Genomic DNA, 21,764 nt, shown 5'->3' with positions numbered 1-21,764 from the left:
GGGCGCGATTTTCACACGCCCCGCATGAACACCGACACCGCCGGAAGTCCTGCCCGCGCTCAGGCCGCGGCCGACTCCGAAAGCGCCGGGTAGTCGGCGTAACCTTCCGGTCCCGGCGTGTACAGCTTGTCGGCCTGCATGTCGGCCAGCGGCGCCTTCGCCGCCAGTCGCGCCGGCAGGTCCGGGTTGGCGATGAAGGGGCGGCCGAAGGCGATCAGGTCGGCGCGGCCGGCGGCCAGGTCGGTTTCGGCGCGCGTGGCGTCGTAGTCGCCGGCCAGGATCAGGGTGCCGGGGAAGCGGCGGCGGGTTTCATCCACCACGTCGTCGGGCACCGCGCCCGGCGCGGCGATCAGGCTCAGGTAGGCCAGGCCACGCTCGGCCAGGGCATCGACCAGGGCCAGGTATTCCTCGCGCTCGCCGTCGAAGTTGGCGGCCAGGTCGTTGAAGGCATTGAAGGGCGAGACGCGCACGCCGACATGGCCCGCGCCGATGGCGCCGACGACCGCATCCACCAGCTCGAGCAGGAAGCGGCGGCGGTTTTCGCCGCTGCCACCGTAGGCGTCGCTGCGCTGGTTGGACCTGGGATTGAGGAACTGGCCCGGCAGGTAGCCGTTGGCGGCATGCACTTCGACGAAGTCGATGCCGGCTTCGCGCGCCAGCAGCGCCGCACGTACGTATTCGTCGCGGGTGGCGGCGATGTCGGCGTCGCTCATTTCGCGCGGCACCGGATGGTCCTGCATGCCCTGGGCGTCGGTCCAGATCTGGCCGGCGGCGGCGATCGCCGAGGGGCCCAGCAGTTCGGCGCCCTCCGGCAGGTTGGCGGGGTGGCCGATGCGGCCGCTGTGCATCAGCTGGATCGAGATGCGCGCGCCGCCCTCGTGCACGGCCTTCGCCACGCCGGCCCAGCCGCGCGCCTGTTCGGCGTTGAACAAGCCGGGGATGCGCGAATAGCCCAGGCCGTTCGGGGACGGCGAGGTGCCTTCGGTGATCACCAGGCCGGCGCCGGCGCGCTGGCCGTAGTAGGTGGCCATCAGCGCATTGGGCACGTTGCCGGTGGCCCGGGAGCGGGTCATCGGCGCCATCACGATGTGGTTGCGAAGGGACAGGCCGGCGAGGGCCGTCGGGGAGTGCAGGGTAGGTTTCATGGCGGATGCTCCGATGGGATGCACCCAGCATGGAGGGCTTCAGTGGTGAAACAAAGCCTGCCCCGTGGCACGTATCGTTGCACCAGCTCGTTCATTCAGCCAGGCGACCCCTCGCCCGAAGACGCCCGCCCCGCCCTGCGATACGCTCAGGCCATCCCCCCTGATACGGAGAGACCGAATGCGCCTGATCCGTCCCCTGTCGCTGGCCCTGGCCGGCCTGTTCGCCCTTTCCGCCTGCGCCACCCCGTCCCAGGACCCGCCGCCGGCCGAAGACGCCGCCGATGGTTTCGCCGCGCCGCCGCCCCCGCCCGCGATGGACGAAGCCACCCCCAACGAGGAGCCCGCCATGAGCTGTGACGCCAAACCCGGCCAGTGGGCCGTGGGCAAGGTGGCCGACGAGGCCCTGGTCGCGAAGGTGAAGGCCGACACCGGCTCGGACCGCATCCGGGTGATCAAACCCGGCATGGCCGTCACCATGGACTACCGGGAAGACCGGGTGAACCTGGACGTGGATTCGGAAAACCGCGTGCTGACCGTGCGCTGCGGCTGAAGGCATGCGCCTGCTGGCCCAACAGGTCCTCGGGCGCGTTGCCCTGTGGTCGACCCTGGCCGTGGTTTGCGCCACCGGCCTGGGCTACGCCTACGCCTGGCAGATCTCGCGTGACCGCGCGCTGGACCAGCTGCGCCGGCACGCGGAGCTGCAGGGCCTGCAGCAGGAACAGGCGTTCCGGGATGCCCGGGCGCACCTGGAACTATTCAGCGCGGAATTCCTGCGCCGCTACGAGGATGCGCAGGCCGACTACGGCGAACGCTTCGCCGGCATGTTCCAGCCGGCGGAAAACGACACCCTGCGCCTGCGGCCCGAATACTTCCGCGGCCACCGCAAGCCGGACGGCCGCTATGTCATCCATACCACCGGCTTCATCAGCAGCAAGCGGCCGGGTCTGGACGCGGACATGCAGCGGCGCCTGGTCATCGCCACCGACCTGGTCGCCGAACTGGGCCCGGCCTGGGGCGAGCCGTTTGCCAACCTCTACGTCACGCTTCCAGAAAACGCGTCGGTGATGTTCTGGCCGGGCATGGCATGGGGCCTGGATGCCGATCCGGCGCTGGACATCGTCGGCGACCCGCTGGTGCAGGCCACGCTGCCCGCCAACAATCCCGGCCGCGACATGCTGTGGTCGAGCCTGTATTTCGACATCACCGCCCGCCAGTGGGCGGTGACGGTACAGCTGCCGGTCGACGGCGATGCGGGCCGCCACCTGGCCAATGCCAGCCAGGACATCCTGCTCGAGGACATCATGGAACGCCTGGGCCGCAGCCGCCTGACCGGCTCGCGCACGCTGCTGATGAGCGCCGACGGCCACCTGATCGCAGGCCTCGGCGCCCTGGCCGAAAACGACCAGGCCCGGGGCAAGCTGCATGTGGACGAGCTGGACGATCCCTTTCCCGCCCGCGTCCACCGCATGGCCGAGGAACACTTCTCGCGCGGGCACGCGCCGCACGTGATGAAGGATGAAGAAAGCGGCGCCTACGTCGTCTTCTCCCGCGTCGACGGTCCCGACTGGCGGCTCGCCACCGTCTATCCCGCCAACCAGGTGGCCGGCGCGGCGCACCGCGGCGCCGCGATCATGCTGGCGCTGGGGCTGGTGCTGCAGCTGATCCTGCTGGTGGTGGTGGGCACGGTGCTCAGCCGCCGCGTCAGCCAGCCGGTGCAGCGGCTGCGCGACGCCGCCGACCGCATCGCGCGTGGCGAGCAGACCGAAGCCGCGATCGCCGACCTCCCGCTGGCCGAGAAGAACGAAATCGGCAGCCTGTCGCGCAGCTTCCGGGACCTGGCCAGCCAGGTCGAACAGCGCCAGGTCGAACTCGAAGGCACCGTCGAGGACCGCACCCGCGAACTGGCCGAAGCCAACCGCAGGCTGGAGCAGCTGACCCGCACCGACAGCCTGACCGCGCTGCCCAACCGCCGCGCCTTCGACCACGACCTGGCCGACCTTCTGGCCCATCCCGAGCCCTTTTCCGGCCTGGCCCTGGGCATGCTGGACGTGGATTATTTCAAGCCCTACAACGACACCCTCGGCCACGAGGCCGGTGACCAGGCGCTACGCCGCGTCGCCGATGTCCTGGCCGGCCAGGTGCGGCGCGACGTGCGCTGCTACCGCTACGGCGGCGAGGAGTTCGCGCTCGTGTTCACCTCGATCGCGGTGCCGCATGCCGAACGCATCCTGCGCCGCATCCTCGAGGACATCGTGGCCGCCGGCATTCAACACCCGGCCAGCCCGCTGGGCGTGGTGACGGTCAGCGCCGGCCTGGCCAGGAGCTATGACCAGGGCGTGGACGTCGCCTCGCTGGTGCGCGCGGCCGATCGCCAGCTCTACGCGGCCAAGGCCAGCGGCCGCAACCGGGTCGCGGCCAGCTGACGGCGGGATTCAGTGTGAAAACAGCACGGGCGTGCGGGTGCCGTCGAGCACGGTGCGGGTGACGCCGCCGAACACCTGCTCGCGCCAGCGCGAATGGCTGAAGCCGCCCATCACCACCAGGTCGGCCACGCTTTCCCTGGCGTGTTCGAGGATGGCCTGGCCGGTGGTCTGGCCCCCGCGGTCGACCTCCACCACCTTGGCCTGGCAGCCGTGGCGGGCAAGATGCCGGGCGATGTCGGACCCGGGCGCCTCGCCATAGCCAAGGGCCGTGGCCTGCGGGTTCACCACCAGCACGTCCACGCGGGCATCGCGCGGCAGCCAGGGCAGGGCGTCGTGCACGGCGCGGCTGGCTTCCCGGCGCGGCTGCCAGGCGATCACCACGCGGCGCGGCGGCACCATCAGCTTCACGCCGTCGGGCACCAGCAGGACCGGCCGCCCCGAATGCATCAGCAGGGCATCGAAGCTGGTGCCGAAGCGCGAGCCCGGCGCATCGGGCGCCGGCCCGCCGAAGACACACAGGTCGGCGTGGCGCGCATGCAGCGCGGCCACTTCCTCGGGCCAGGCCAGCGGCGAGTCGGCCACCCGCACTTCATGGGCGACACCGGCGGCCTCGAGCCTGCCGCGGGCGCCGGCGGCCGCCTCTTCGGCGGCCCTGCGCAGGGCTTCGAAACCGGCCTGGTCCAGGCCCACGGCGGTGACGCCCCACTCGCTGGCGAAAGGCACCGGCGCATGCGCCACGGCCAGCGCCGCGACGTGGGCGTCATGGGCCTGGGCCAGGGCGATGGCGGCGTCGAGCGCCGCGGCGTCGGCAGGCGTGCCCTGCAGGAAAACGAACAGGTCGCGGATCATGGCCAGGCTCCTCGGGGGACGGCAGGGTTGGGACCACCCTACGCCCGCGGCGCACGGTGGCGTTGACGTGGGTCAAGCCTACGCCGGTGCCGGGTCTCACGTCATGAGACGGCCGGGGCGGCTAATGGAGGCCCTTAGCCGCACGCCCCCGCCCATGTCCGCCAACGCCCTCGCCCGTCACGATGCCCGCGACCTTGCCCTCACCTCCGGCGCAACGCCCGCGGGACCGGAAGATTCGCCTCTGGCGCCGCGCGTGCGCGACCCGCGGCAGCTGGCCAGCCGGCTGCAGGCCAAGTACGCCGACCGGGTGACCGGCCACTTCGTCCAGCCCGCGCGCGAAGGCCGCTATGCGCCGCTGCCCGCCGACCTGCCGCCGGCGCTGGCCGCGGCGCTGCGCGCGCGCGGCATCGGCCAGCTCTACAGCCACCAGGCCCAGGCCTGGGACGCGGCGCAGGCCGGCCGGAATTTCGTGGTGGTCACGCCCACGGCCTCGGGCAAGAGCCTTTGTTACACGCTGCCGGTGGTGTCGGCGGCCATGCAGCAGCAGGCCAAGGCGCTGTTCCTGTTCCCGACCAAGGCGCTGTCGCAGGACCAGGTGGCCGACCTGCTCGAACTCAACCGCGCCGGCGACCTGGGCCTGCGCTGCCACACCTTCGACGGCGACACGCCCGGCGACGCCCGCCAGGCCATCCGCCTGCACGCCGACCTGGTGGTGTCCAACCCCGACATGCTGCACCAGGCGATCCTGCCGCATCACACCAAGTGGGCGCAGTTCTTCGAGAACCTGCGCTACGTGGTCATCGACGAGGTGCACACCTACCGCGGCGTGTTCGGTTCGCACCTGGCCAACGTGCTGCGGCGACTGAAGCGGGTGTGTGCGTTCTACGGCGCCAATCCGCAGTTCATCCTGTGCTCGGCGACGATTGGAAACCCGCGGCAGCACGCCGAAGCGCTGGTGGAGGCGCCGATCGAGGCGGTCACCGAATCGGGCGCGCCGGTCGGCGAAAAACACCTGCTGCTGTGGAACCCGCCGGTGGTGAATCCCGACCTCGGCCTGCGCGCCTCGGCGCGTTCGCAGTCCAACCGCATCGCCCGGCTGGCGATCCGTGCGGGCCTGAAGACCCTGGTGTTCGCGCAGTCGCGCACGATGGTCGAGGTGCTCACCAAATACCTGAAGGACGTCTTCGACCACGACCCGCGCAAGCCGCCGCGCATCCGCGCCTACCGCGGCGGTTACCTGCCCAACGAACGCCGCGAGGCCGAACGCGCCATGCGCGCCGGAAAGGTCGACGGCATCGTCAGCACCTCGGCGCTGGAACTGGGCGTGGACATCGGTGCGCTCGACGTCGTGGTGCTCAATGGTTACCCCGGCTCGGTGGCGGCCACCTGGCAGCGCGTCGGCCGCGCCGGGCGCCGCCAGCAGCCGTCGCTGGGCGTGCTGGTGGCGTCGTCCGATCCGCTGGATCAATACCTGGTGCGGCATCCGGACTTCTTCGAACAGGCCAATCCGGAACACGCGCGCATCGCGCCCGACCAGCCGCTGATCCTGCTCGACCACCTGCGCTGCGCCGCTTTCGAGCTGCCTTTCCTGCGCGGCGAATCCTACGGGCCACTCGACCCCTCGCCCTGGCTCGACGTGCTGGCCGAAACCGGCGTGCTGCATTCGGAAGGCGAACGCTGGGACTGGATCGCCGACAGCTACCCGGCCAACGCGGTGTCGCTGCGTTCGGTGGCCGACGGCAACTTCGTGGTGGTGGACCGCACCGACGGCCGCCAGAAGATCATCGCCGAGGTGGACTACTCCGCCGCGGCGCTCACCCTGTACGAGGGCGCGATCCACATGATCCAGTCGGTGCCCTTCCAGGTCGAGCGCCTGGACTGGGAGGGCCGCAAGGCCTACGTCACCCGCACCCATGTCGATTACTACACCGACGCCATCGACTACACCAAGCTCAAGGTGCTCGAACGCTTCGAGGGCGTGCGCGCCGGCGACGGCAGCGCCCAGCACGGCGAGGTGCACGTGGTGCGCCGAGTGCCAGGCTACAAGAAGATCCGCTACTACACGCACGAAAACATCGGCTACGGGCCGGTGAACCTGCCCGACCAGGAAATGCACACCACGGCGCTGTGGTGGCAGCTGCCGCAGGACGCGCTGGAGCACGCATTCACTTCCCGCCAGGACGCGCTCGATGGTTTCCTGGGCGCCGCCTATGCGCTGCACGTGGTCGCCACCGTGGCGGTGATGGCCGAAGGCCGCGACCTGCGCCAGGCCGTGGGCAGCGGCGACGGCGCCTGGTTCGCGCACACCGACGGCCGCGGCCGCGGCCAGCTGCGCGGCGCCGACGGCCAGCCCGGCAGCCCGGACGCCGCCGATCGGTTCACGCCCACGGTTTACCTCTACGACAACTACCCCGGCGGTATCGGGCTGAGCGAACCACTGTGGCGCCGCGAGGCCGAACTCGTGCAGCGCGCCCGCGAACTGGTGGCGGCCTGCGACTGCGCCGCTGGCTGCCCGGCCTGCGTCGGCCCGGTGCTGGCCGCGGACGAAGGAAAGACCGGCAATACGCCGCGTGCGCTGGCGACGCGGGTGCTGGAGTTGCTGGGGACGGTGGCGTGAGCACGGCGACGGCGCTGGCGCAGCGGCTGCGTTTGTTGCAAGGCCAGGCTGGGAGGGCGACCCCTCTCTCCAACCCCTCTCCTGCAACGGGAGAGGGGCTTTGTTCTGCTCCCTCTCCCGTTACGCGAGAGGGCCGGGAAGAGGGGGCCGCCAACTCCGCACTTCCACGCCGCCCCGAAGTCCCCGAAAACATCCGCCGCCTGCTCGGCCTGCGCGCCCGTGCCGCCGTTCGTCCGGTCACGCCGCTGCGTCCGCCCGACCGCCACCTGCCTGGCGACGAAATCGCTCCGGGCCTGCGCTACTTCGAATCCCGCCACGAAGCGCCGGCGCTTCCGACCGTCGTGGACGTGTCGTTCGCGAAAAACTTCGACACGGTCGAGCCGGCGCAGCTGCTTTGCTTCGACACCGAAACCACCGGCCTGGCCGGCGGCACCGGCACGCGTGCCTTCATGATCGGCTGCGCCGACCGCGTGGACGGCCAGCTGCGCATCCGCCAGCTGATGACCGCGACGATGGCGGCCGAGCACGCCATGCTCGAAACCTTCGCCCGCTGGCTGGAACCCGACACCGTGCTCGTCAGCTACAACGGCCGCAGCTACGACGCGCCGCTGCTCAAGACGCGATACCGCCTTGCGCGGATGCCCTGCCCGATCACGCCGCTGGCGCACCTGGACCTGCTGCACCCGGTGCGCCGCCGCTACCGCGGCCTGTGGGAGAACTGCCGCCTCGCCACGGTCGAACGCCAGCTGCTGAAGGTCCTGCGCGAGGACGACCTGCCCGGCAGCGAAGCCCCCCGCGCCTGGCGCGACTATCTCAATGGCGGCCCCGCCACCGACCTTCGCCGCGTCCTGGCCCACAACCACACCGACGTGCGCAGCCTGATGCAGCTGCTGGCCCACCTGGTAGTTCCCACGCTGTAGGAGCGGCTTCAGCCGCGAATCTTTTGACTTTGCTTTCTGCAAAGAAGAACTTCGCGGCTGAAGCCGCTCCTACAGGCCAGGATTTGCCATGCCCGCGCCGTTCAAGAACCTGATCAACGCCGACCTGGTGCGCGCCTGCGGCGACCACCTGCAGCGCCACTGGCGCGACTTCGACCGACGCGGTTTCGAACGCCAGGCGCTCGCCGGCCTGGACGCGCTGGAAATGAAGGCGCGCGCGATGCAGATCGCCGACGCGCTGGAAGCCACCCTGCCCGACGACTTCGACCGCGCCGCCGGCCTCATCGAAGCCGCCCTCGCACCGCCGGCGACGACCGACGAGCTGGCCTTCCAAAGCACCGATGCCGGCCTTGCCGGTTGGATCGGCTGGCCGCTCGGCGAATACCTCGCCCGTCGCGGCCAGGCCGAGCCGGAGCGCGCGCTGCTGGCCCTGCGCGAACTCACCCAGCGCTTCACCAGCGAATTCGCGGTGCAGCCTTTCCTGGTCAACCACTTCGACCTGACCCTGGCGCAGCTACGGCACTGGTGCAGCGACCCCAACCCGCACGTGCGCCGCTGGACCAGCGAAGGCAGCCGCCCGCGCCTGCCCTGGGGGCTGCAGATCAGGTCACTGATCGCCGACCCGTCGCCCACGCTGCCCTTGCTGCGCGCGCTGCAGGACGACGCCAGCCCCTACGTGCGCCGCAGCGTCGCCAACCACTTGAACGACATCGCCAAGGACCACCCCGGCGTTGTCGCGGACTGGCTGGAACAGCACCTGCCCAAGGCGCCGCCCGAGCGGGTCGCGCTGCTTCGCCACGCCAGCCGCAGCCTGGTCAAACGCGGCGACCGTCGCGTGTTGAAAGCCTGGGGCCTGGGCGGCAGGTTCCGCGGCGAGGCCACGCTGGCGCTTTCGCCCAAGCGCGTGGCCGTGGGCGAATCGCTGAAGCTGATCGCGACCCTGGCCTCCGGCGCGAACAGCAAACAGACCCTGGCCGTGGATTACGTCGTGCATCACGTGAAAGCCAACGGCGACTGCTCGGCCAAGGTGTTCAAGGGCTGGACCCTGCAATTGGCGCCTGGCGAGGTCCGGCGACTGGAGAAAAAGCATTCGCTGCGACCGATCACCACACGTCGCTATTACCCGGGGCGGCATCGCGTGGAGCTTCAGGTCAACGGAACCGTTGTGGCCGAATCGGCATTTGCCTTGCGCTTATAGATCTTTTATCTATTCATTATACTTGTAATTAATTTTGTATGTATATGTTTTATCTGCTATTTGCTATTTCTTATTAGCTATTTTATCTATTCAATAAATGCGCTAGCATGGCGCCATGAGACCCCGCCTGCTAACTCCGGAAGCCCTCCGGGCGGCGCTACGGGCAGCTGGCGTGACGACGGCCAGCGAACTCGCGGCGAAGCTTGAAGTCAGCCAACCCACGATCTCCCGTGGGCTGAGCCAGCTGGGCCGGGGCGTGCTCAGGCTGGGTCGCACCCGGGGCGCCCGTTATGCGCTGCCCGAGCCGGTCGCCGGCCTGGGCAGCCAATGGCCCCTCTATCGGATCGACGCCTCGGGACAAGCACGGCAGCTGGGTGAACTGCACTCGCTCGCGGGCGACCAGTGGTACTTCGAAAGCCCCGAACCCCGCCCGGCACTCATGCACGGGGACTTCTCCTCCGGCCTGTACCCGGACCTGCCCTGGTTCCTGGAAGACCAACGGCCGCAGGGGTTCCTTGGTCGCAGTTTCGTGCAGGCCCACGCGGCCACGCTGGGCGCCCCCGAGGACCTGAACCTGTGGAACAGCCGCCACATGCTTGCCGCGCTGGTCCTGCACGGGAGTGACCTGCCCGGCGATCTGGTACTCGGCGACGGGGCGCTGCGACGGGCCCTGCTCGACGGCACAGGGTCGCAGGCATTCGCGCCAGGGGAGCGCAGCGTGCGCTACCCGGCCCTGGCCGCCGCCGCCATTGCCGGCGACCGCACCGGATCGTCGGCCGGCGGTGAGCAACCCAAGTTCACCGCCGTGCTTGACGAGGCCGCCGCGGGCTTCCGGTCGGTGGTCGTGAAGTTCAGCGACGCGATCACGACCCCGACCAGCCAGCGATGGTCCGACCTGCTGCTGTGCGAACACCTGGCGGAGCGTCGGCTCGCGCAAGCCGGCTTTCCGGCGGCCGGGACCGAGATCCTCGAAAGCCAGGGAAGACGGTTTCTCCAGTCAACGCGTCATGACCGAACCCCGTCGCTCGGGCGCCGCGGCCAGGTCTCCCTTCGCGCGCTGGATGCGGCCTACCTGGGAATGGCGCGAGCCCCCTGGGTGGACGTGGCCGATCGCCTGGTGGCGGAGGGTTGGACGACCCCTGAAACCCGCGACTGCATCCGCGTGCTGGGGCTGTTCGGAAACCTGATCGGCAACACCGACATGCATTTCGGCAACCTGGCCTTCGTGCTGGGCGACAGCAGGCCGCTGGCGCTGACGCCGGTATTCGACATGCTTCCGATGGCTTATGCACCCGCTGCGGGCGGTGCCGTGGTGACCCGCGAGTTCAATCCATCGCCGCCGCTGCCGCGGCACGCGGCGGCTTGGTCGATAGCCGCCGCGTTGGCGGAAGCATTCTGGGCGGACGTTGCCAGCGACGACCGCGCCAGCCCGGGATTCCGGGACATCGCAGATCGCAACCACGAAACCCTCGCATCGCTTCGCCGGCGCTTCGGCGAGCCCTGAACGGGCCCGCCGCAGCGGGCCCGTTCGTCGAACTCACGCGCAGCGCGTGATCAGTTGCACTGGTTCTGGAAGATGCACGCCGCCCATTCCGGATGGTCGATGAACGGGTTGCGGTTGCCCTGGTAGGAATACACCGCCTCGTTGCGCAGCTGTTCCTTGGCGTCCACCGGGTCCTCGGCGTGCCAGCGCAGCAGGTCGGCCAGGCGGCCCATGTAGGCGACGCCGAGGTTGTTGCTGGAAGCCTGGATCAGGCCCGGGTCGTCGGTGAGGATCAGGTTGGGCTCGGCGGCGCCGGTGACGCCGTGCGTGCCGCCCTCGTAGCGCACGTCCATGTACAGCAGCGCGCGCGCGACGTCGCCCTTGCGGTCGCCCCAGGTCTGCCAGTACGTAGTGTCGTACCAGTTGGAATTGCCGGGGAAGACGCCGCTGCCGCCGCCTTCGCCGCCGTTGGCCACGGTCACCTTCTCGGTGCAGTTCGACAGGCAGTCGGCGTAGGGCTTGTTGCCGCGCGAACTGTTGTAGCCCGAGTCCGACAGGAACAGCATGTGCGTGTCGGTGTACGGGTAGTTGGTGCTGCCGTCGTTGGTGAAGCCGTAGCTCTTGGGCCAGGTGTGCTCGCGGTTGTACTCGGTGTTGCCGGCGCCGTACTTCTGGTAGCTGGCGTTCCGGTAGACGTCGAGGATGCGGCCGGGGTTCATCGGGTCTTCGTCGGCGAATTCCAGCACGTCCCAGGTGTCGGTGGCCGACGAGCTGTACGGGAAGCGCTGGTGGTCGTCGATGATCGCGTGCAGGCTGGCGCGCAGGGCGCTGGCGCTGCTGGTGTTGACGCCCGAGTAGTAGTCGTTGCCGGGCACCGACGCCGTGGTGAACATGAAGCTGTGGTCGGCCGCCATCGGCGTGGCGACGCCGTCGAGGTCGCTGACCTTGCCGGCCAGCACGTCCACCAGGCAATCCTCCAGACCGGCGAGGCTGGCCTGCGGGTCGGCGGTGAAGGTGGTCGGCCCGCCGCTGACCACCACCGGCACGCTGCCGCTGGTGTCGCAGCCCAGCACGATCGCGCCGGACTGCAGGCTGACGGGCTCGGAGAAGCTGATGCTGATGCTGGCGTCCAGCGGCACGGCCGAACTGCCGTTCGCCGGCGAGGTGCTGCTGACCGTGGGCGCCGCGTCCGGTACCGGGAAAACCTGGCCCGCATTGCAGGTGCCCGGGCTGGCGTTGGACGGGGCATGCCAGCTGAAATCCGCGTAGGCGGTGCCGCTTCCCTTGAGCTGCAGCGACTGGCCGGCCGGCGTCGAGGTGGCTTCGGACACGCCGATGTCCACCGACGTCTGGTTACGCGCCGGACCGCTGGCGGCCTTGAACCGACCTTCGTAGCTCAGGAACTGCACGGCGGTGCCGGAGGCATTGACGAGGGCGACGCCGTCGGGCGAGCCGTTCTGCAGGCCGGCCGCCGCCACCGAAACGAAGCCGAAGGCGCCGCACTGGCTGCCCAGCGTGCCCGACAGCGAACGGGTGGCGTACACGCGCCGGTCCGAGCCGTTGTAGAACTGCAGCGACCAGCCCGACAGCGACGTCCCCGCGTCGCCGGCGACCTCGATGAACTCGCCGACATCGGTGCCGTCGTTGTCGTAGTGGATTTCGTTGATCCAGACCCCGGCGTTCGCAAACGCAGGGCACAGCAACAGCGCGGACAAAAGCCCGACCTTTCCCTTGCTCATGTAAGAAATCTCCCCGAAGAACCGTCGGATAATCCCCTGCGCCGGTGACAGTATCGTTGCGAGGAGGCCGGCGCCAGCACCGCCCCTTCACGGGCGATGCCTAAACTGCAGCCATGCCTTCGCCCCTGACCCAACCGCTGCGCACCTGGGTGCTGCGCGCCTTTCCTCGTGGGGAAAGCGGCCTCGACTACGACCAGCCCGTGGGCGACCCCGGCCTGTTCGACCCGGCCAGCGCCACCTGGCAGCTGCACGCCGACTTCGCCGGCATGCTGTCGGGCGGGTTGTGCGCGCTGGTGCTGCAGACCCTGCACCCGGCCGCGCTGGCCGGGGTTTGGGACCACAGCAACTTCCGGACCGACCTCGTGGGCCGGCTGCGCCGCACCACGCACTTCGTCGCCGGCACCAGCTATGCGCCGCGCGCCCAGGCCGAGGCGCAGATCGCCCGGGTGCGCCGCATCCATGACCAGGTGCGAGGCCACACGCAAACGGGCGAACCCTATTCCGCCAACGACCCGGCCCTGCTGACCTGGGTGCACGTCACCGAGGCCTACGGCTTCCTGCAGGGTTACCGGCGTTTCGCTGGCCCGGTGCCCGGCCCGGACGCCGACCGCTACTACGACGAAACCCGGCGCATCGCCGAAGCCCTGGGCGCCGGCGACGTGCCGCGCAGCGAGTCCGACGTGGACGAGTACTTCAGGGCGGTACAGCCGCGGCTCGCCTTCACCGACCGCTCGCGCGAAGTGCTGCGCGTGCTCGACACGATGCGCCTGCCGGTGCCGATGGCCGGGCCCTCGCGCAAGGTGTTCCTGGGCGCGGGCATGGCGCTGCTGCCGGACTGGGCGCGGGCGCGGCTCGGCCATGGGCGCCGCGAGCGCGCAGGCGCCGAAGTGGCCGCTCGCCTGCTGTCCGCCGCGGCGCCGCTGTTCCGCGCCGGCCTGAACGACGGCCCGGCCCAGCACGCCTGCCGCCGCATGGGCCTGGCGCCGTCGTGGGTGCGACGGGGCTTCGCGGATGGAAACACCGCGCAAACCGGCTAGGCTAGGCCGGCCCCCGCCGCCGGAGACCCGCATGCCCGCCGATCGCTTCCGCCTGTATTCCGAAGTGGACCTGGAGCTCGTGGTGGACGACATGGCGCGGCAGGCCGCCGCCCTGCTCGACGCCACGCCGACGGTGCTGCTGGGCGTGCTTCGCCGCGGCGCGCCGCTGGCCGACCGGCTGCTGGCCCGCATCCGCGTGCATGCGCCCTGGGCCGAGATCGAGCGCATCGACCTGAAGGTCAAGCGCTACGCCGACAATCTCGAGCTGCTGCACCCCGACACCGCGCTCGAGGCGCCGCGCGGCGCCGACCTGATGAACCGCCGCGTCATCGTCGTCGACGACGTGCTCTACCAGGGTTATTCGCTGATGCGCGTGTTCGAATGGCTGGCGACGCAGAAGCCGGCCCACGTGCACGCCGCCGTGCTGGTCGACCGCCAGCGCCACCGCATGCCGGTGCGCGCCGACATCGTCGGCCTTACGCTGAAGATCGCGCCCGAGGACGTGATCGAGTGCAACGTGCCGCCCTACGAATCCGACTTCGCCGTTGACCTGTGGCGGCCGGCCGAAGCGCCCAAGGGCTGACCCCGCTCTTGTAGGAGGGCCTTCAGGCCCGAATCTTTTGCCTTTGCCTTCGGCAAGGAAGGGCTTCGCGCCTGAAGGCGCTCCTACGGATGGCAATTCGAACGTGGCATCTCAGCCGCGCGCGCGGACGTAGAGATCCTTGCCGCCCGCCGGACTGGCGAGCTCCCTGAACTCGAACCACTTCGGATAGGCCTTGAACAGGTCGCTCAGCTTGCGGTGGCCGAACAGCCGCGGGTCGAAGTCCGAACGCAGCTTGTTGAGATAGCTGCCGACCGCACCGAGTTGGGCCCAGCCTTCCTCGTCGCTGGCTTCCTCGATGGCCTGGTTGAGCAGCTTGCGCGGCGCCTGCTGCGATTGCTGGGTTTGCCTGGGCTTTTCGGCCGCGGCGGCCTTTGTCGCCGTCTTTTTCGCCACGCGCCCGGCCGGCTTCGCCGGCTCCGGTTTTTCGGCCTCGGCGGCATCCTGGCGCAGCACCTCGGTGTAGGTGAACTTGTCGCAGGCCTGCACGAAAGGATCCGGCGTTTTCCTTTCGCCGAAGCCGTACACCGTGAGACCGGCCTCGCGCAGCCGCTGCGCCAGGCGGGTGAAATCGCTGTCGCTCGACACCAGGCAGAAGCCGTCGAAGCGGCCCGTGTACATCAGGTCCATCGCGTCGATGATCAGCGAACTGTCGGTGGCGTTCTTGCCGCTGGTGTAGGCGAACTGCTGCACCGGGTGGATCGAGTGCTTCAGGAGCACCTGCTTCCAGCCCTGCAGCCGCTGCGAGGTGAAGTCGCCGTAGATGCGCTTGACGCTGGCGACGCCGAACTTCGCCACTTCGGCGAGCAGGCCCTCGATGACCGAAGGCTGGGCGTTGTCGGCGTCGATCAGGACGGCGAGGTGCTTGGCGTCTTCGGAGGGCGTCGGGGTGTTGTTGTTGCGTGGGGGCATGGGGTTTCCTTTCGGGACTGAAGTCCCTCCCACAGGGTGGGCTCAGTCCTGGCCGTCGTGCAGCGGGCGGGCACCGGCGGCGGTCATCGCGGCGTGGGCGGCGGCGTGGCGCTCGGCGGATCCGGCCCGCACGACCACCAGCAGGGTGCCCGACTCGACCAGCGCCTTGTAGCGATCGCGCACGTCGTCGTTGGCGTGGTCGCCGGCGGCATGGCCGGTCCAGCCGGCGAGGTTGCTGCCCAGCAGGTTCAGCATGCCGGCACCGGCCAGGCTGACGCCCAGGGTCGGCACCGCCACCGCGCTAAGGCCGGCCAGCAGGCCGCGGACGCGTCCATGTTCGTCGGGTTCGCTGGCGTCCGGATCGAGCTCGAGCTCGATGTCGTGGCGTGCGACCAGGGCCATGTCCTCGTCGGCGATGCCCGCCTCGCGGGCGGCGGTCAGCGCATCCTCCAGCTGGGCAAGGGTATCGACGGCGAAGACGCTGCGGTTTTCGGTCTGTTCGTTCATTTCGGTCTCCAGTGACCCTGGGGCCAGGCTCATCCCGGGCGGCGGCGGGCCCGCCCAAACGGAAACGGCCGGGCGTCCTGCCCGGCCGCTGCCGTCCACTCTGACATGGATGGGCGTTCTTGCTTAGTCGTTGATGTCCTCGACGTCATCTTCGTCCATGGCCTCGTCCGGACCAACGATCAGGTTGGTCGCCACCACGCTGCGCACGCCCTCGGTCGATTGGGCGATCTCGACCGCCTTGGTGCGGGCGGCCAGGGTCGGCGCGGTGCCGGTCAGGGTGACCACGTTGTCTTCGGTGTCGACGTTGATGTCCATGCCGTGGACCTGGTCGTCGGCCAGCAGCTGGGTCTTCACCTTGGAAGTGATCCAGGCATCGTCGACTTCGTCGCCGGTTTCGTCGGCGGCCTCGCGGACTTCGCCGGACAGGGTGGCGGTGTTGGCGTCCTCGCGCGCCTCGGTGTCTTCGCCGGCGACGATCAGCTTGTTCTCGACGCGCACGACGTTGTCGGCGTCATGGGCCACTTCCGTGGCGGCCATCTTGTCGGCCAGCGAGTCGGCGCCGCCGGTCAGGCTGACCACGCCGTTGTAGGTGTCGACGTTGATGTCGAAGCCCTTGGTGCGCTCATCGGCCAACAGGCGGGTCTTCACCGAGGCGGTGATCGCGGCGTCGGTGGTGGCCTGGGCGGCGGTGCGGGCAGGCTTGGCGTCGTTCTGAGCCTTGACCTTGTCGGCGTGGTCCTCGCCGGTATGGTGCTCGGCGAAGGCGGCGGTGCTGCCGAAGGACAGGGCGATGGCAGAGGCGATCAGGGAAGACTTGATGGCGTTCATGGGGGTTCTCCTTGCGAACTTATTTGTTGGCGGTCCGGTGGACCTCGCTGACGGGGGATCGGGGGATCCACCAGCACGGCCGTCAAGCGTGGGGCCGAGGTTGGACGGGCCCGGCGAAATCGAAACTGAAGGAAATATTTCTTTTTCGTTAAACAGTCGCCGTTTTGCCCATGTTCCATAATTTAATCAGCTACTTATGTAACCTGAACGGGCTGCCACCCGTCTGGCTGCGATCCCCGGCGGGCCAGACAATTACTTCTTTTTGGGAGTATCTTTGGCTTGTACTCCACAGGGAGAGTCGTCATGGCCACCCGTCCCGCCCGCCTCACCGCCGCCCAGGCGCTGCCCGACCTGGGCGGCCCCGCGCTGCGCGCCTATTTCGCGATCGCCCGGGCCTGGGGACTGAAGAACGCCGAGGCCCGGCGCCTGCTCGGGGATCCGCCGGAATCGACCTGGTACAAGTGGAAGAAGCAGCAGGACGGCAGCCCGGGGCGCGACGTGCTCGAGCGCATCAGCTACGTGCTGGGCATCTTCAAGGCGCTGCAGGTGCTGTTCCCCGACCCCACCCGCGCCGACGCCTGGCTGCGCAAGCCCAACGCCGCGCTGCCCTTCGGCGGCGGATCGGCGCTTGAGCGCATGCTGTCGGGCAACGTCGCCGACCTTTACGTCGTGCGCAGCTACCTCGACGCGCAGCGCGGCTGGCAGTGAACGTGCCGCGCACCACCCGGGTCAGCTGGGCCGAGGCCTGGCGGCTGGTGCCCAGCTGCTTCCCGCCGCAGGGCGTGTTCGACCGCATCGCGCGGCCGGAGGATCTGGAAGCGCTGTTCGCGCTGGAGTCCATGACCAACCCGCGCCTGCGCGAAGAGCTGGGGCAGCTGCAGCTGGTGCCGCGCGAGCGGCGCATCAGCGGCCCCGGCACCCAGCCGGTGATGGCCGCGTTCACCCACCTCAATCCCGCCGGCAGCCGCTTCAGCGACGGCAGCTACGGCGTGTTCTATGCCGCGAAGACCCTGGACACGGCGGTCGCGGAAACCATGTTCCACCGCGCACGCTTCATGGCCGCCACCGCCGAGCCGGCGATGCGCATCGAGATGCGCTGCTACCGCACCGCCATCCGCGCCGGGCTGCACGACCTGCGCCGCGGCTGGCCGCAGATGCTGCACCCGGAAGACTACGGCCCGCCGCAGGCGCTGGCGCGACGCCTGCGGGCCGAAGGTTCGGACGGCGTCGTCTATCCCAGCGTGCGCCACGCCGGCGGCGAATGCGTCGGCGTGTTCCATCCCGACCGGGTGGCGCCCTGCGTGCAGGCCAGGCACCTGGTCTACACCTGGGACGGCCAGCGCATCCTGCCCGACTATGCGCAGGCGACGCTGCGCCGGGTGGGCTCAGGGGGCGACGAAACGCACTGAGTGGCGGTGGCCGTGCACCAGCGGCTCAAGCAGGTAGCTGCCCTGCACGGCCAGCACGCGGTCCTTGATCGCCGGCACCACCTGCAGGGTCGGCAGGTGCTGGGCATAGGTTGAGAATTCCAGGTCCATCGCCAGGGCCACGGCGAAGGTGCCGGCGTCCTGCGGAACGACCTCGAGCCGCAGGCCGAAGCGGCGGACCATTTCCAGCCGCACCGCCTCGCGGACCGCCGCCTGGCAGATGCGGTAGACGGCGGTGCGGGCGTCCTCGCCCAGCGCGTCCACCGGGCCCTCGAACACCGGTTCGAAAACCACGCCGCTGTCGTCGAGCATCTCGTGCAGCGGCCCGGTTTCCAGCGCCTGCTTCAGGCCGTGGGTGTCGAGCTGGGGCGGCCGCAGCTGGCGCAGCGCGCGGCGCAGGCTGTCCTGGATCTCGCGCACCTGTTCGCGCAGGGACTCGAGCAGGCGGGTCCCCTGTTCGTCGCGCACGTCGCGGAAGGCCAGGCTGATGCGGGTGCCCAGGGCATGGATGGCGTGGCCGAGTTCGTATTCGAGTTCGCTGGCCAGTTCGCGCTGGCCCTGCTCCTCGAGGCGGGCCAGGCGCTGGCCGACCTGGCCCAGTTCGGCGGCCAGCAGCTCGAGCTCGGTGGTCTTGGACGCAAGCTCCTGGTGGCGCTGGGCGAGGATCTCGTGGCTCCGGCGCAGCGCGGTACTGGCCGCGCCCAGCACCAGCGCGCCGCCGCCGACCACGGCCAGCACCAGCTGCAGCATGGTCACGTTCACGGTGAGCAAATCCAGCTGCACCAGGCCCTGGATGACCCCGCCCAGCAGGGTCGTCGCCAGCGCGCCGCCTTCCCAGCCGTGCCGGAAACCCAGGAAGAAGAGCGGCGCGAACGCCAGCAGCAGCACGTACATGGCGAGGTCGGCATACGCCTGCAGCACCAGGAAAACGCCCAGCGCGCCCAGCAGCACCATGCCCAGGTCCCGGACCAGGCCACTGCCCATGCGCCGGCGCAGGCCGCCGTGGAGCAGGGCGATCAGCAGCGGGGCGAACACGATCTGGCCGATCAGGTCGCCGTACATGAAGGCGAACATGCTGGCCAGCGAATCGGCCGTGGTCATCGGGTAGGTGACCAGGAACATCCACAGCAGCGGCGACACCCCGGCCGCGCCCAGCAGGCCGGCCAGCAGCAGCAAGAGCATGCGGGTCGGCGTATCCGGCGCCGGCGCCGGCCTCGATCCGCGCAGCAGGTAGACCACCGCGGCGTAGATCAGCCACGGGGCCACGCAGACCGCCAGGAAGGTGAAGGTGAACAGCGGGTAGCCCAGCACCGCCGACTTGGTGGCCTGGGCCAGCACTTCGGCGGCGCCCAGCCAGCCCCAGCGGCGGGTCGGGGTGAGCCAGAGCATCGCCAGGCGCAGGCCCGCCGGCAGGAACCACAGCTGGGCCGAAAGCTGCTCGAGCGCCAGCCAGGTGGCCAACACCCCGAGCGCCAGCAGGGCCCAGCGCCCGTTCCGGCCCGGCCCGGCGTCCTGCAGCAGCGCCAGCGCGCGTCCTGCCATGCCTGGTGACTTCCCCTGTTCGCCGGGATCCCGGCTTGCCGACATGCTACCCGAGGCGGGCGTCGGAACCGCAGCGGCATCGCCGCCTTCCTTGCGCGGGACAGGGCCGATATAATCCCGGCCTTCTTATCCACAGGGCCCCGGCCCTCTGTCAGGACACCCCGTGCGCAATCACGATCTGGTCTTCCTCAAGCACTTCTCGATGGTCATCGTTTTCCTGGTGGCGGTCACCGGCGTGCTGATCCTCCTTGGGCTGTACATCAACGGCCAGCAGGAGCCCGAACCCAATCCGGTGGCCGAAGCCGCCATGGCCCAGCGCCTGCAGCCCGCGGGCGGCGTCTACGCCGGCTCCACCGGCGCGGCGGCGCAGGCGGCCGCTGCCGCCGCCGCCGCGGCGGCCTCCGCCGGCCAGGTGGCCTACGACGGCACGCTCGACGGCAAGGTGATCTACGACAACCTCTGCGGCGCCTGCCACACCTCGGGCGCCGGCGGCGCGCCGAAGCTGGTCAGCGCCGAGTGGGCCGCGCGCATCGCCCAGGGCATGGACACGCTCAATACCCACGCCATCGACGGCTACCAGGGTTCGGCGGGCATCATGCCGGCCAAGGGCGGCAACCCCAACCTCAGCGACGAGCAGGTCGTCGCCGCCGTGCAGTGGATGGTCGACAACCTGCAGTAAGCTTGGCTGCCATGCCCTTTCGCGACGACGCCGCCTCCGGGCGGCGTTCTCGTTTCCGGAGTTCCCCGATGCCCCGTCGCCTGTGTCTTCTCGCCCCGCTGCTGCTGGCGGCCTGCACCCCGCCCGGCCCGATGGCGCCCGACACGGTGCTTGCCACCGAAGGCGGCGAAACCACGGTGTCGCGCATCCAGGGCAGCGGCGAACGCAGCCCGCTCGAGGGTCGCCAGGTGGTGGTGGAGGCGGTCGTCGTGGCGCCGTTCGGTGGCCTCGGCGGCGTATTCGTGCAGTCGCTGCAGCCCGATGCCGACCCGGCCACGTCCGAGGGCCTGTTCCTGCCGCGCAGCCGCGACGCGCAGCCGCGGCTGAAAGCCGGCGACCACGTGCGCATCACCGGCACCGTGGTCGAAATCGGCGAGGACGGCGCCACCCTGACCGCCGTGGAGGCCAGCGATGTCGAACAGCTTGGCCGGGCCCCCGTCATGCCGTTCGTGGTGACGGCGGCGCCAGCCAGCGCCGGCGACTGGGAGCGTTACGAAGGCATGCTGCTCACGCTGGAGGGCCCGCTGACGGTCACCGGCAATGAAGACCTGGCCCGCTTCGGCGAACTGCGCGTGAGTTTCGACGGCCGCCTGTTCTCGCCGACCGAACTGGCGCCGCCGGGCCCCGCCGCACAGGCGATCGCCGCCGAGAACACGCGCCTGATGCTGCGCATCGACGACGGCCGCAGCGCCCGGGATCCGGACCGGCTGTGGTTCCTGCCCGGCGAAGGCCTGCAGGCAAGCCAGCCGCTGCGCGTGGGCAGCGTGCTGCGCGGGGTCACCGGCGTGCTCGACCAGCGCTTCGGCGGCCACCGGCTGCAGCTCACCGCACCGCTCACCGATATCGAGCAGGCGCCGCGCCCGGCCGTTCCCGTAGTCGCCGGCGATCGCCGCATCGCCGGCTTCAACCTGCTCAACCTGTTCAACGGCGACGGTCACGGCGGCGGCTTCCCGACCACGCGCGGGGCGGCGACCAGGGCCGATTTCGTGCGCCAGCAGGCCAAGCTGGTGGCCACCGTGCAGGCGCTCGACCCCGACCTGGCGGCGCTGATGGAACTCGAGAACGACGGCTATGGCCCGGAATCGTCGCTGGCCGGCTTCGTGGACGCGCTCAATGCCGCCGGCCCGCACGATGACTGGCGCTTCGTCGATGCCGGCCGGGGCCCGGGCGACAACCCGATCCGCGTGGGCATGATCTACCGCGCCAGCCGCGTGACGCCGGTGGGCAAGCCGGCGGTGCTGGGCGAGGGCCCGTTCCGCGACCGCAGCCGCGTGCCGCTGGCGCAGGCCTTCCGCGCCGGCAGCGGCCCGGTGTTCGTGGTCGTGGCCAACCACTTCAAGTCCAAGGGCGGCTGCGACGAGGCCAGCGGCGGCGACGCCGACCGGCGCGACGGCCAGGCCTGCTTCAACGCCACCCGGGTGGAGTCGGCGCGGCTGCTCAATGGCTGGCTGGCGAAGGATCCCACCGGGACCGAACCCGCCGGCCACCTGCTGGTCGGCGACTTCAATGCCTATGCGCAGGAAGACCCGATGCGCCTGCTGCGCTCGCAGGGCTGGCAGGACGCCTTCCAGCAGATGAAGCTCGAGCGCCCGTATTCGTTCGTGTTCCAGGGCCTGTCCGGCCGGCTTGACCACGCCCTGGTGGACGCCGGCTTGGCCGCGCGCCTGCGCGGCGCCGCCGAGTGGCATGCCAACGCCGACGAGGCCCCGGCCTTCGACTACCGCAACGGCAAGGCCACCGACGCCTGGCGCGCCTCGGACCACGATCCGCTGCTGCTGGGCTTCGACCTGGCCCGCTAGG

19 protein-coding genes are annotated in these 21,764 nt (G+C 70.1%); 12 read left to right on the top strand and 7 right to left on the bottom strand.

Annotation, left to right across the window (positions count from 1 at the left end; translation table 11 throughout):
* Positions 1-59: 59 nt before the first annotated feature.
* Positions 60-1,145, bottom strand: coding sequence for an alkene reductase (locus tag ACE3TE_RS10635; RefSeq protein ID WP_374604787.1), 1,086 nt, complete (start codon positions 1,143-1,145; stop codon positions 60-62).
* 178 nt (positions 1,146-1,323) lie between these two features.
* Between ACE3TE_RS10635 and ACE3TE_RS10630 the strand changes: the two genes are divergently transcribed.
* Together ACE3TE_RS10630 and ACE3TE_RS10625 are read left to right on the top strand one after the other, a co-directional pair.
* On the top strand, positions 1,324-1,695 hold the full coding sequence (locus tag ACE3TE_RS10630; protein ID WP_374604786.1) for an I78 family peptidase inhibitor: 372 nt from the start codon (positions 1,324-1,326) through the stop codon (positions 1,693-1,695).
* A 4-nt stretch (positions 1,696-1,699) separates the two neighbouring features.
* A complete protein-coding gene (locus tag ACE3TE_RS10625) occupies positions 1,700-3,568 on the top strand; it encodes a diguanylate cyclase (RefSeq protein WP_374604784.1) in 1,869 nt (622 codons plus the stop codon).
* 9 nt (positions 3,569-3,577) lie between these two features.
* Here the strand turns inward: ACE3TE_RS10625 and ACE3TE_RS10620 are convergent, their stop codons facing one another.
* Complete coding sequence (locus ACE3TE_RS10620; protein ID WP_374604782.1) at positions 3,578-4,417, bottom strand: universal stress protein; 840 nt, start codon at positions 4,415-4,417, stop codon at positions 3,578-3,580.
* A 154-nt stretch (positions 4,418-4,571) separates the two neighbouring features.
* Here ACE3TE_RS10620 and ACE3TE_RS10615 point away from each other — a divergent pair, with 154 nt between their 5' ends.
* From ACE3TE_RS10615 to yjjJ, 4 genes are all read left to right on the top strand, one after another.
* Complete coding sequence (locus ACE3TE_RS10615; protein ID WP_374604781.1) at positions 4,572-7,034, top strand: DEAD/DEAH box helicase; 2,463 nt, start codon at positions 4,572-4,574, stop codon at positions 7,032-7,034.
* Positions 7,035-7,381: 347 nt separating this feature from the next.
* Entirely contained in the window at positions 7,382-7,954 is a 573-nt protein-coding gene (locus tag ACE3TE_RS10610; protein ID WP_374604779.1) for a ribonuclease H-like domain-containing protein, read from the top strand.
* A gap of 88 nt (positions 7,955-8,042) precedes the next feature.
* A complete protein-coding gene (locus ACE3TE_RS10605; protein ID WP_374604777.1) occupies positions 8,043-9,170 on the top strand; it encodes a DNA alkylation repair protein in 1,128 nt (375 codons plus the stop codon).
* 115 nt (positions 9,171-9,285) lie between these two features.
* Complete coding sequence (yjjJ, locus tag ACE3TE_RS10600; protein ID WP_374604775.1) at positions 9,286-10,674, top strand: type II toxin-antitoxin system HipA family toxin YjjJ; 1,389 nt, start codon at positions 9,286-9,288, stop codon at positions 10,672-10,674.
* Positions 10,675-10,724: 50 nt separating this feature from the next.
* Here the strand turns inward: yjjJ and ACE3TE_RS10595 are convergent, their stop codons facing one another.
* Complete coding sequence (locus ACE3TE_RS10595) at positions 10,725-12,392, bottom strand: endonuclease (RefSeq protein ID WP_374604773.1); 1,668 nt, start codon at positions 12,390-12,392, stop codon at positions 10,725-10,727.
* Positions 12,393-12,505: 113 nt separating this feature from the next.
* On the opposite strand from ACE3TE_RS10595, the gene ACE3TE_RS10590 reads away from it, so the two are divergent.
* Together ACE3TE_RS10590 and ACE3TE_RS10585 are read left to right on the top strand one after the other, a co-directional pair.
* On the top strand, positions 12,506-13,429 hold the full coding sequence (locus tag ACE3TE_RS10590) for an oxygenase MpaB family protein (protein ID WP_374604772.1): 924 nt from the start codon (positions 12,506-12,508) through the stop codon (positions 13,427-13,429).
* Between the two features lie 31 nt (positions 13,430-13,460).
* Positions 13,461-14,012, top strand: coding sequence for a phosphoribosyltransferase family protein (locus tag ACE3TE_RS10585; RefSeq protein ID WP_374604771.1), 552 nt, complete (start codon positions 13,461-13,463; stop codon positions 14,010-14,012).
* A 111-nt stretch (positions 14,013-14,123) separates the two neighbouring features.
* On the opposite strand, the gene ACE3TE_RS10580 is transcribed toward ACE3TE_RS10585, so the two are convergent.
* The 3 genes from ACE3TE_RS10580 to ACE3TE_RS10570 all read right to left on the bottom strand — a co-directional run bounded on the left by ACE3TE_RS10580 (position 14,124) and on the right by ACE3TE_RS10570 (position 16,277).
* Positions 14,124-14,942, bottom strand: coding sequence for an NYN domain-containing protein (locus tag ACE3TE_RS10580; protein WP_374604769.1), 819 nt, complete (start codon positions 14,940-14,942; stop codon positions 14,124-14,126).
* A gap of 42 nt (positions 14,943-14,984) precedes the next feature.
* Positions 14,985-15,449 (bottom strand): hypothetical protein, encoded by a 465-nt coding sequence (locus ACE3TE_RS10575; protein ID WP_374604767.1) that lies wholly within the window; start codon positions 15,447-15,449, stop codon positions 14,985-14,987.
* 123 nt (positions 15,450-15,572) lie between these two features.
* Entirely contained in the window at positions 15,573-16,277 is a 705-nt protein-coding gene (locus tag ACE3TE_RS10570) for a BON domain-containing protein (protein WP_374604765.1), read from the bottom strand.
* 303 nt (positions 16,278-16,580) lie between these two features.
* Here ACE3TE_RS10570 and ACE3TE_RS10565 point away from each other — a divergent pair, with 303 nt between their 5' ends.
* Both ACE3TE_RS10565 and ACE3TE_RS10560 read left to right on the top strand, forming a co-directional pair.
* The gene (locus tag ACE3TE_RS10565; RefSeq protein ID WP_374604764.1) at positions 16,581-16,985 is read left to right on the top strand and encodes an antitoxin Xre/MbcA/ParS toxin-binding domain-containing protein; all 405 of its coding nucleotides are present in this window, start codon (positions 16,581-16,583) and stop codon (positions 16,983-16,985) included.
* 2 nt (positions 16,986-16,987) lie between these two features.
* The gene (locus ACE3TE_RS10560; protein ID WP_374604762.1) at positions 16,988-17,686 is read left to right on the top strand and encodes an RES family NAD+ phosphorylase; all 699 of its coding nucleotides are present in this window, start codon (positions 16,988-16,990) and stop codon (positions 17,684-17,686) included.
* Here the strand turns inward: ACE3TE_RS10560 and ACE3TE_RS10555 are convergent.
* Positions 17,663-19,246: an MASE1 domain-containing protein gene (locus ACE3TE_RS10555; protein WP_374604760.1), complete on the bottom strand. Its 1,584-nt coding sequence runs from the start codon at positions 19,244-19,246 to the stop codon at positions 17,663-17,665. The genes ACE3TE_RS10560 and ACE3TE_RS10555 overlap by 24 nt on opposite strands.
* Positions 19,247-19,409: 163 nt before the next feature.
* Between ACE3TE_RS10555 and ACE3TE_RS10550 the strand changes: the two genes are divergently transcribed.
* Complete coding sequence (locus tag ACE3TE_RS10550; protein ID WP_374604758.1) at positions 19,410-19,925, top strand: cytochrome c5 family protein; 516 nt, start codon at positions 19,410-19,412, stop codon at positions 19,923-19,925.
* Positions 19,926-19,993: 68 nt separating this feature from the next.
* Positions 19,994-21,763 carry an ExeM/NucH family extracellular endonuclease gene (locus ACE3TE_RS10545; RefSeq protein ID WP_374604756.1) on the top strand — a complete coding sequence of 590 codons (1,770 nt, stop codon included), beginning with the start codon at positions 19,994-19,996 and terminating at the stop codon, positions 21,761-21,763.
* Position 21,764 lies beyond the last annotated feature (1 nt).

Source organism: Arenimonas sp. (assembly GCF_041919775.1).
Classification (GTDB): Bacteria; Pseudomonadota; Gammaproteobacteria; order Xanthomonadales; family Xanthomonadaceae; genus Arenimonas.
The sequence above is the reverse complement of the archived record's forward strand: the minus strand, read 5'-3'. Positions and strand labels throughout refer to the sequence as shown.

Excerpts from the sequence above, each read along its gene's own strand:
- ACE3TE_RS10635 (WP_374604787.1), bottom strand. The coding sequence starts at position 1,145 with ATGAAACCTACCCTGCACTCCCCGACGGCCCTCGCCGGCCTGTCCCTT.
- ACE3TE_RS10630 (WP_374604786.1), top strand. The coding sequence starts at position 1,324 with ATGCGCCTGATCCGTCCCCTGTCGCTGGCCCTGGCCGGCCTGTTCGCC.
- ACE3TE_RS10625 (WP_374604784.1), top strand. The coding sequence starts at position 1,700 with ATGCGCCTGCTGGCCCAACAGGTCCTCGGGCGCGTTGCCCTGTGGTCG.
- ACE3TE_RS10620 (WP_374604782.1), bottom strand. The coding sequence starts at position 4,417 with ATGATCCGCGACCTGTTCGTTTTCCTGCAGGGCACGCCTGCCGACGCC.
- ACE3TE_RS10615 (WP_374604781.1), top strand. The coding sequence starts at position 4,572 with ATGTCCGCCAACGCCCTCGCCCGTCACGATGCCCGCGACCTTGCCCTC.
- ACE3TE_RS10605 (WP_374604777.1), top strand. The coding sequence starts at position 8,043 with ATGCCCGCGCCGTTCAAGAACCTGATCAACGCCGACCTGGTGCGCGCC.
- yjjJ (WP_374604775.1), top strand. The coding sequence starts at position 9,286 with ATGAGACCCCGCCTGCTAACTCCGGAAGCCCTCCGGGCGGCGCTACGG.
- ACE3TE_RS10595 (WP_374604773.1), bottom strand. The coding sequence starts at position 12,392 with ATGAGCAAGGGAAAGGTCGGGCTTTTGTCCGCGCTGTTGCTGTGCCCT.
- ACE3TE_RS10590 (WP_374604772.1), top strand. The coding sequence starts at position 12,506 with ATGCCTTCGCCCCTGACCCAACCGCTGCGCACCTGGGTGCTGCGCGCC.
- ACE3TE_RS10585 (WP_374604771.1), top strand. The coding sequence starts at position 13,461 with ATGCCCGCCGATCGCTTCCGCCTGTATTCCGAAGTGGACCTGGAGCTC.
- ACE3TE_RS10580 (WP_374604769.1), bottom strand. The coding sequence starts at position 14,942 with ATGCCCCCACGCAACAACAACACCCCGACGCCCTCCGAAGACGCCAAG.
- ACE3TE_RS10575 (WP_374604767.1), bottom strand. The coding sequence starts at position 15,449 with ATGAACGAACAGACCGAAAACCGCAGCGTCTTCGCCGTCGATACCCTT.
- ACE3TE_RS10570 (WP_374604765.1), bottom strand. The coding sequence starts at position 16,277 with ATGAACGCCATCAAGTCTTCCCTGATCGCCTCTGCCATCGCCCTGTCC.
- ACE3TE_RS10565 (WP_374604764.1), top strand. The coding sequence starts at position 16,581 with ATGGCCACCCGTCCCGCCCGCCTCACCGCCGCCCAGGCGCTGCCCGAC.
- ACE3TE_RS10555 (WP_374604760.1), bottom strand. The coding sequence starts at position 19,246 with ATGGCAGGACGCGCGCTGGCGCTGCTGCAGGACGCCGGGCCGGGCCGG.
- ACE3TE_RS10545 (WP_374604756.1), top strand. The coding sequence starts at position 19,994 with ATGCCCCGTCGCCTGTGTCTTCTCGCCCCGCTGCTGCTGGCGGCCTGC.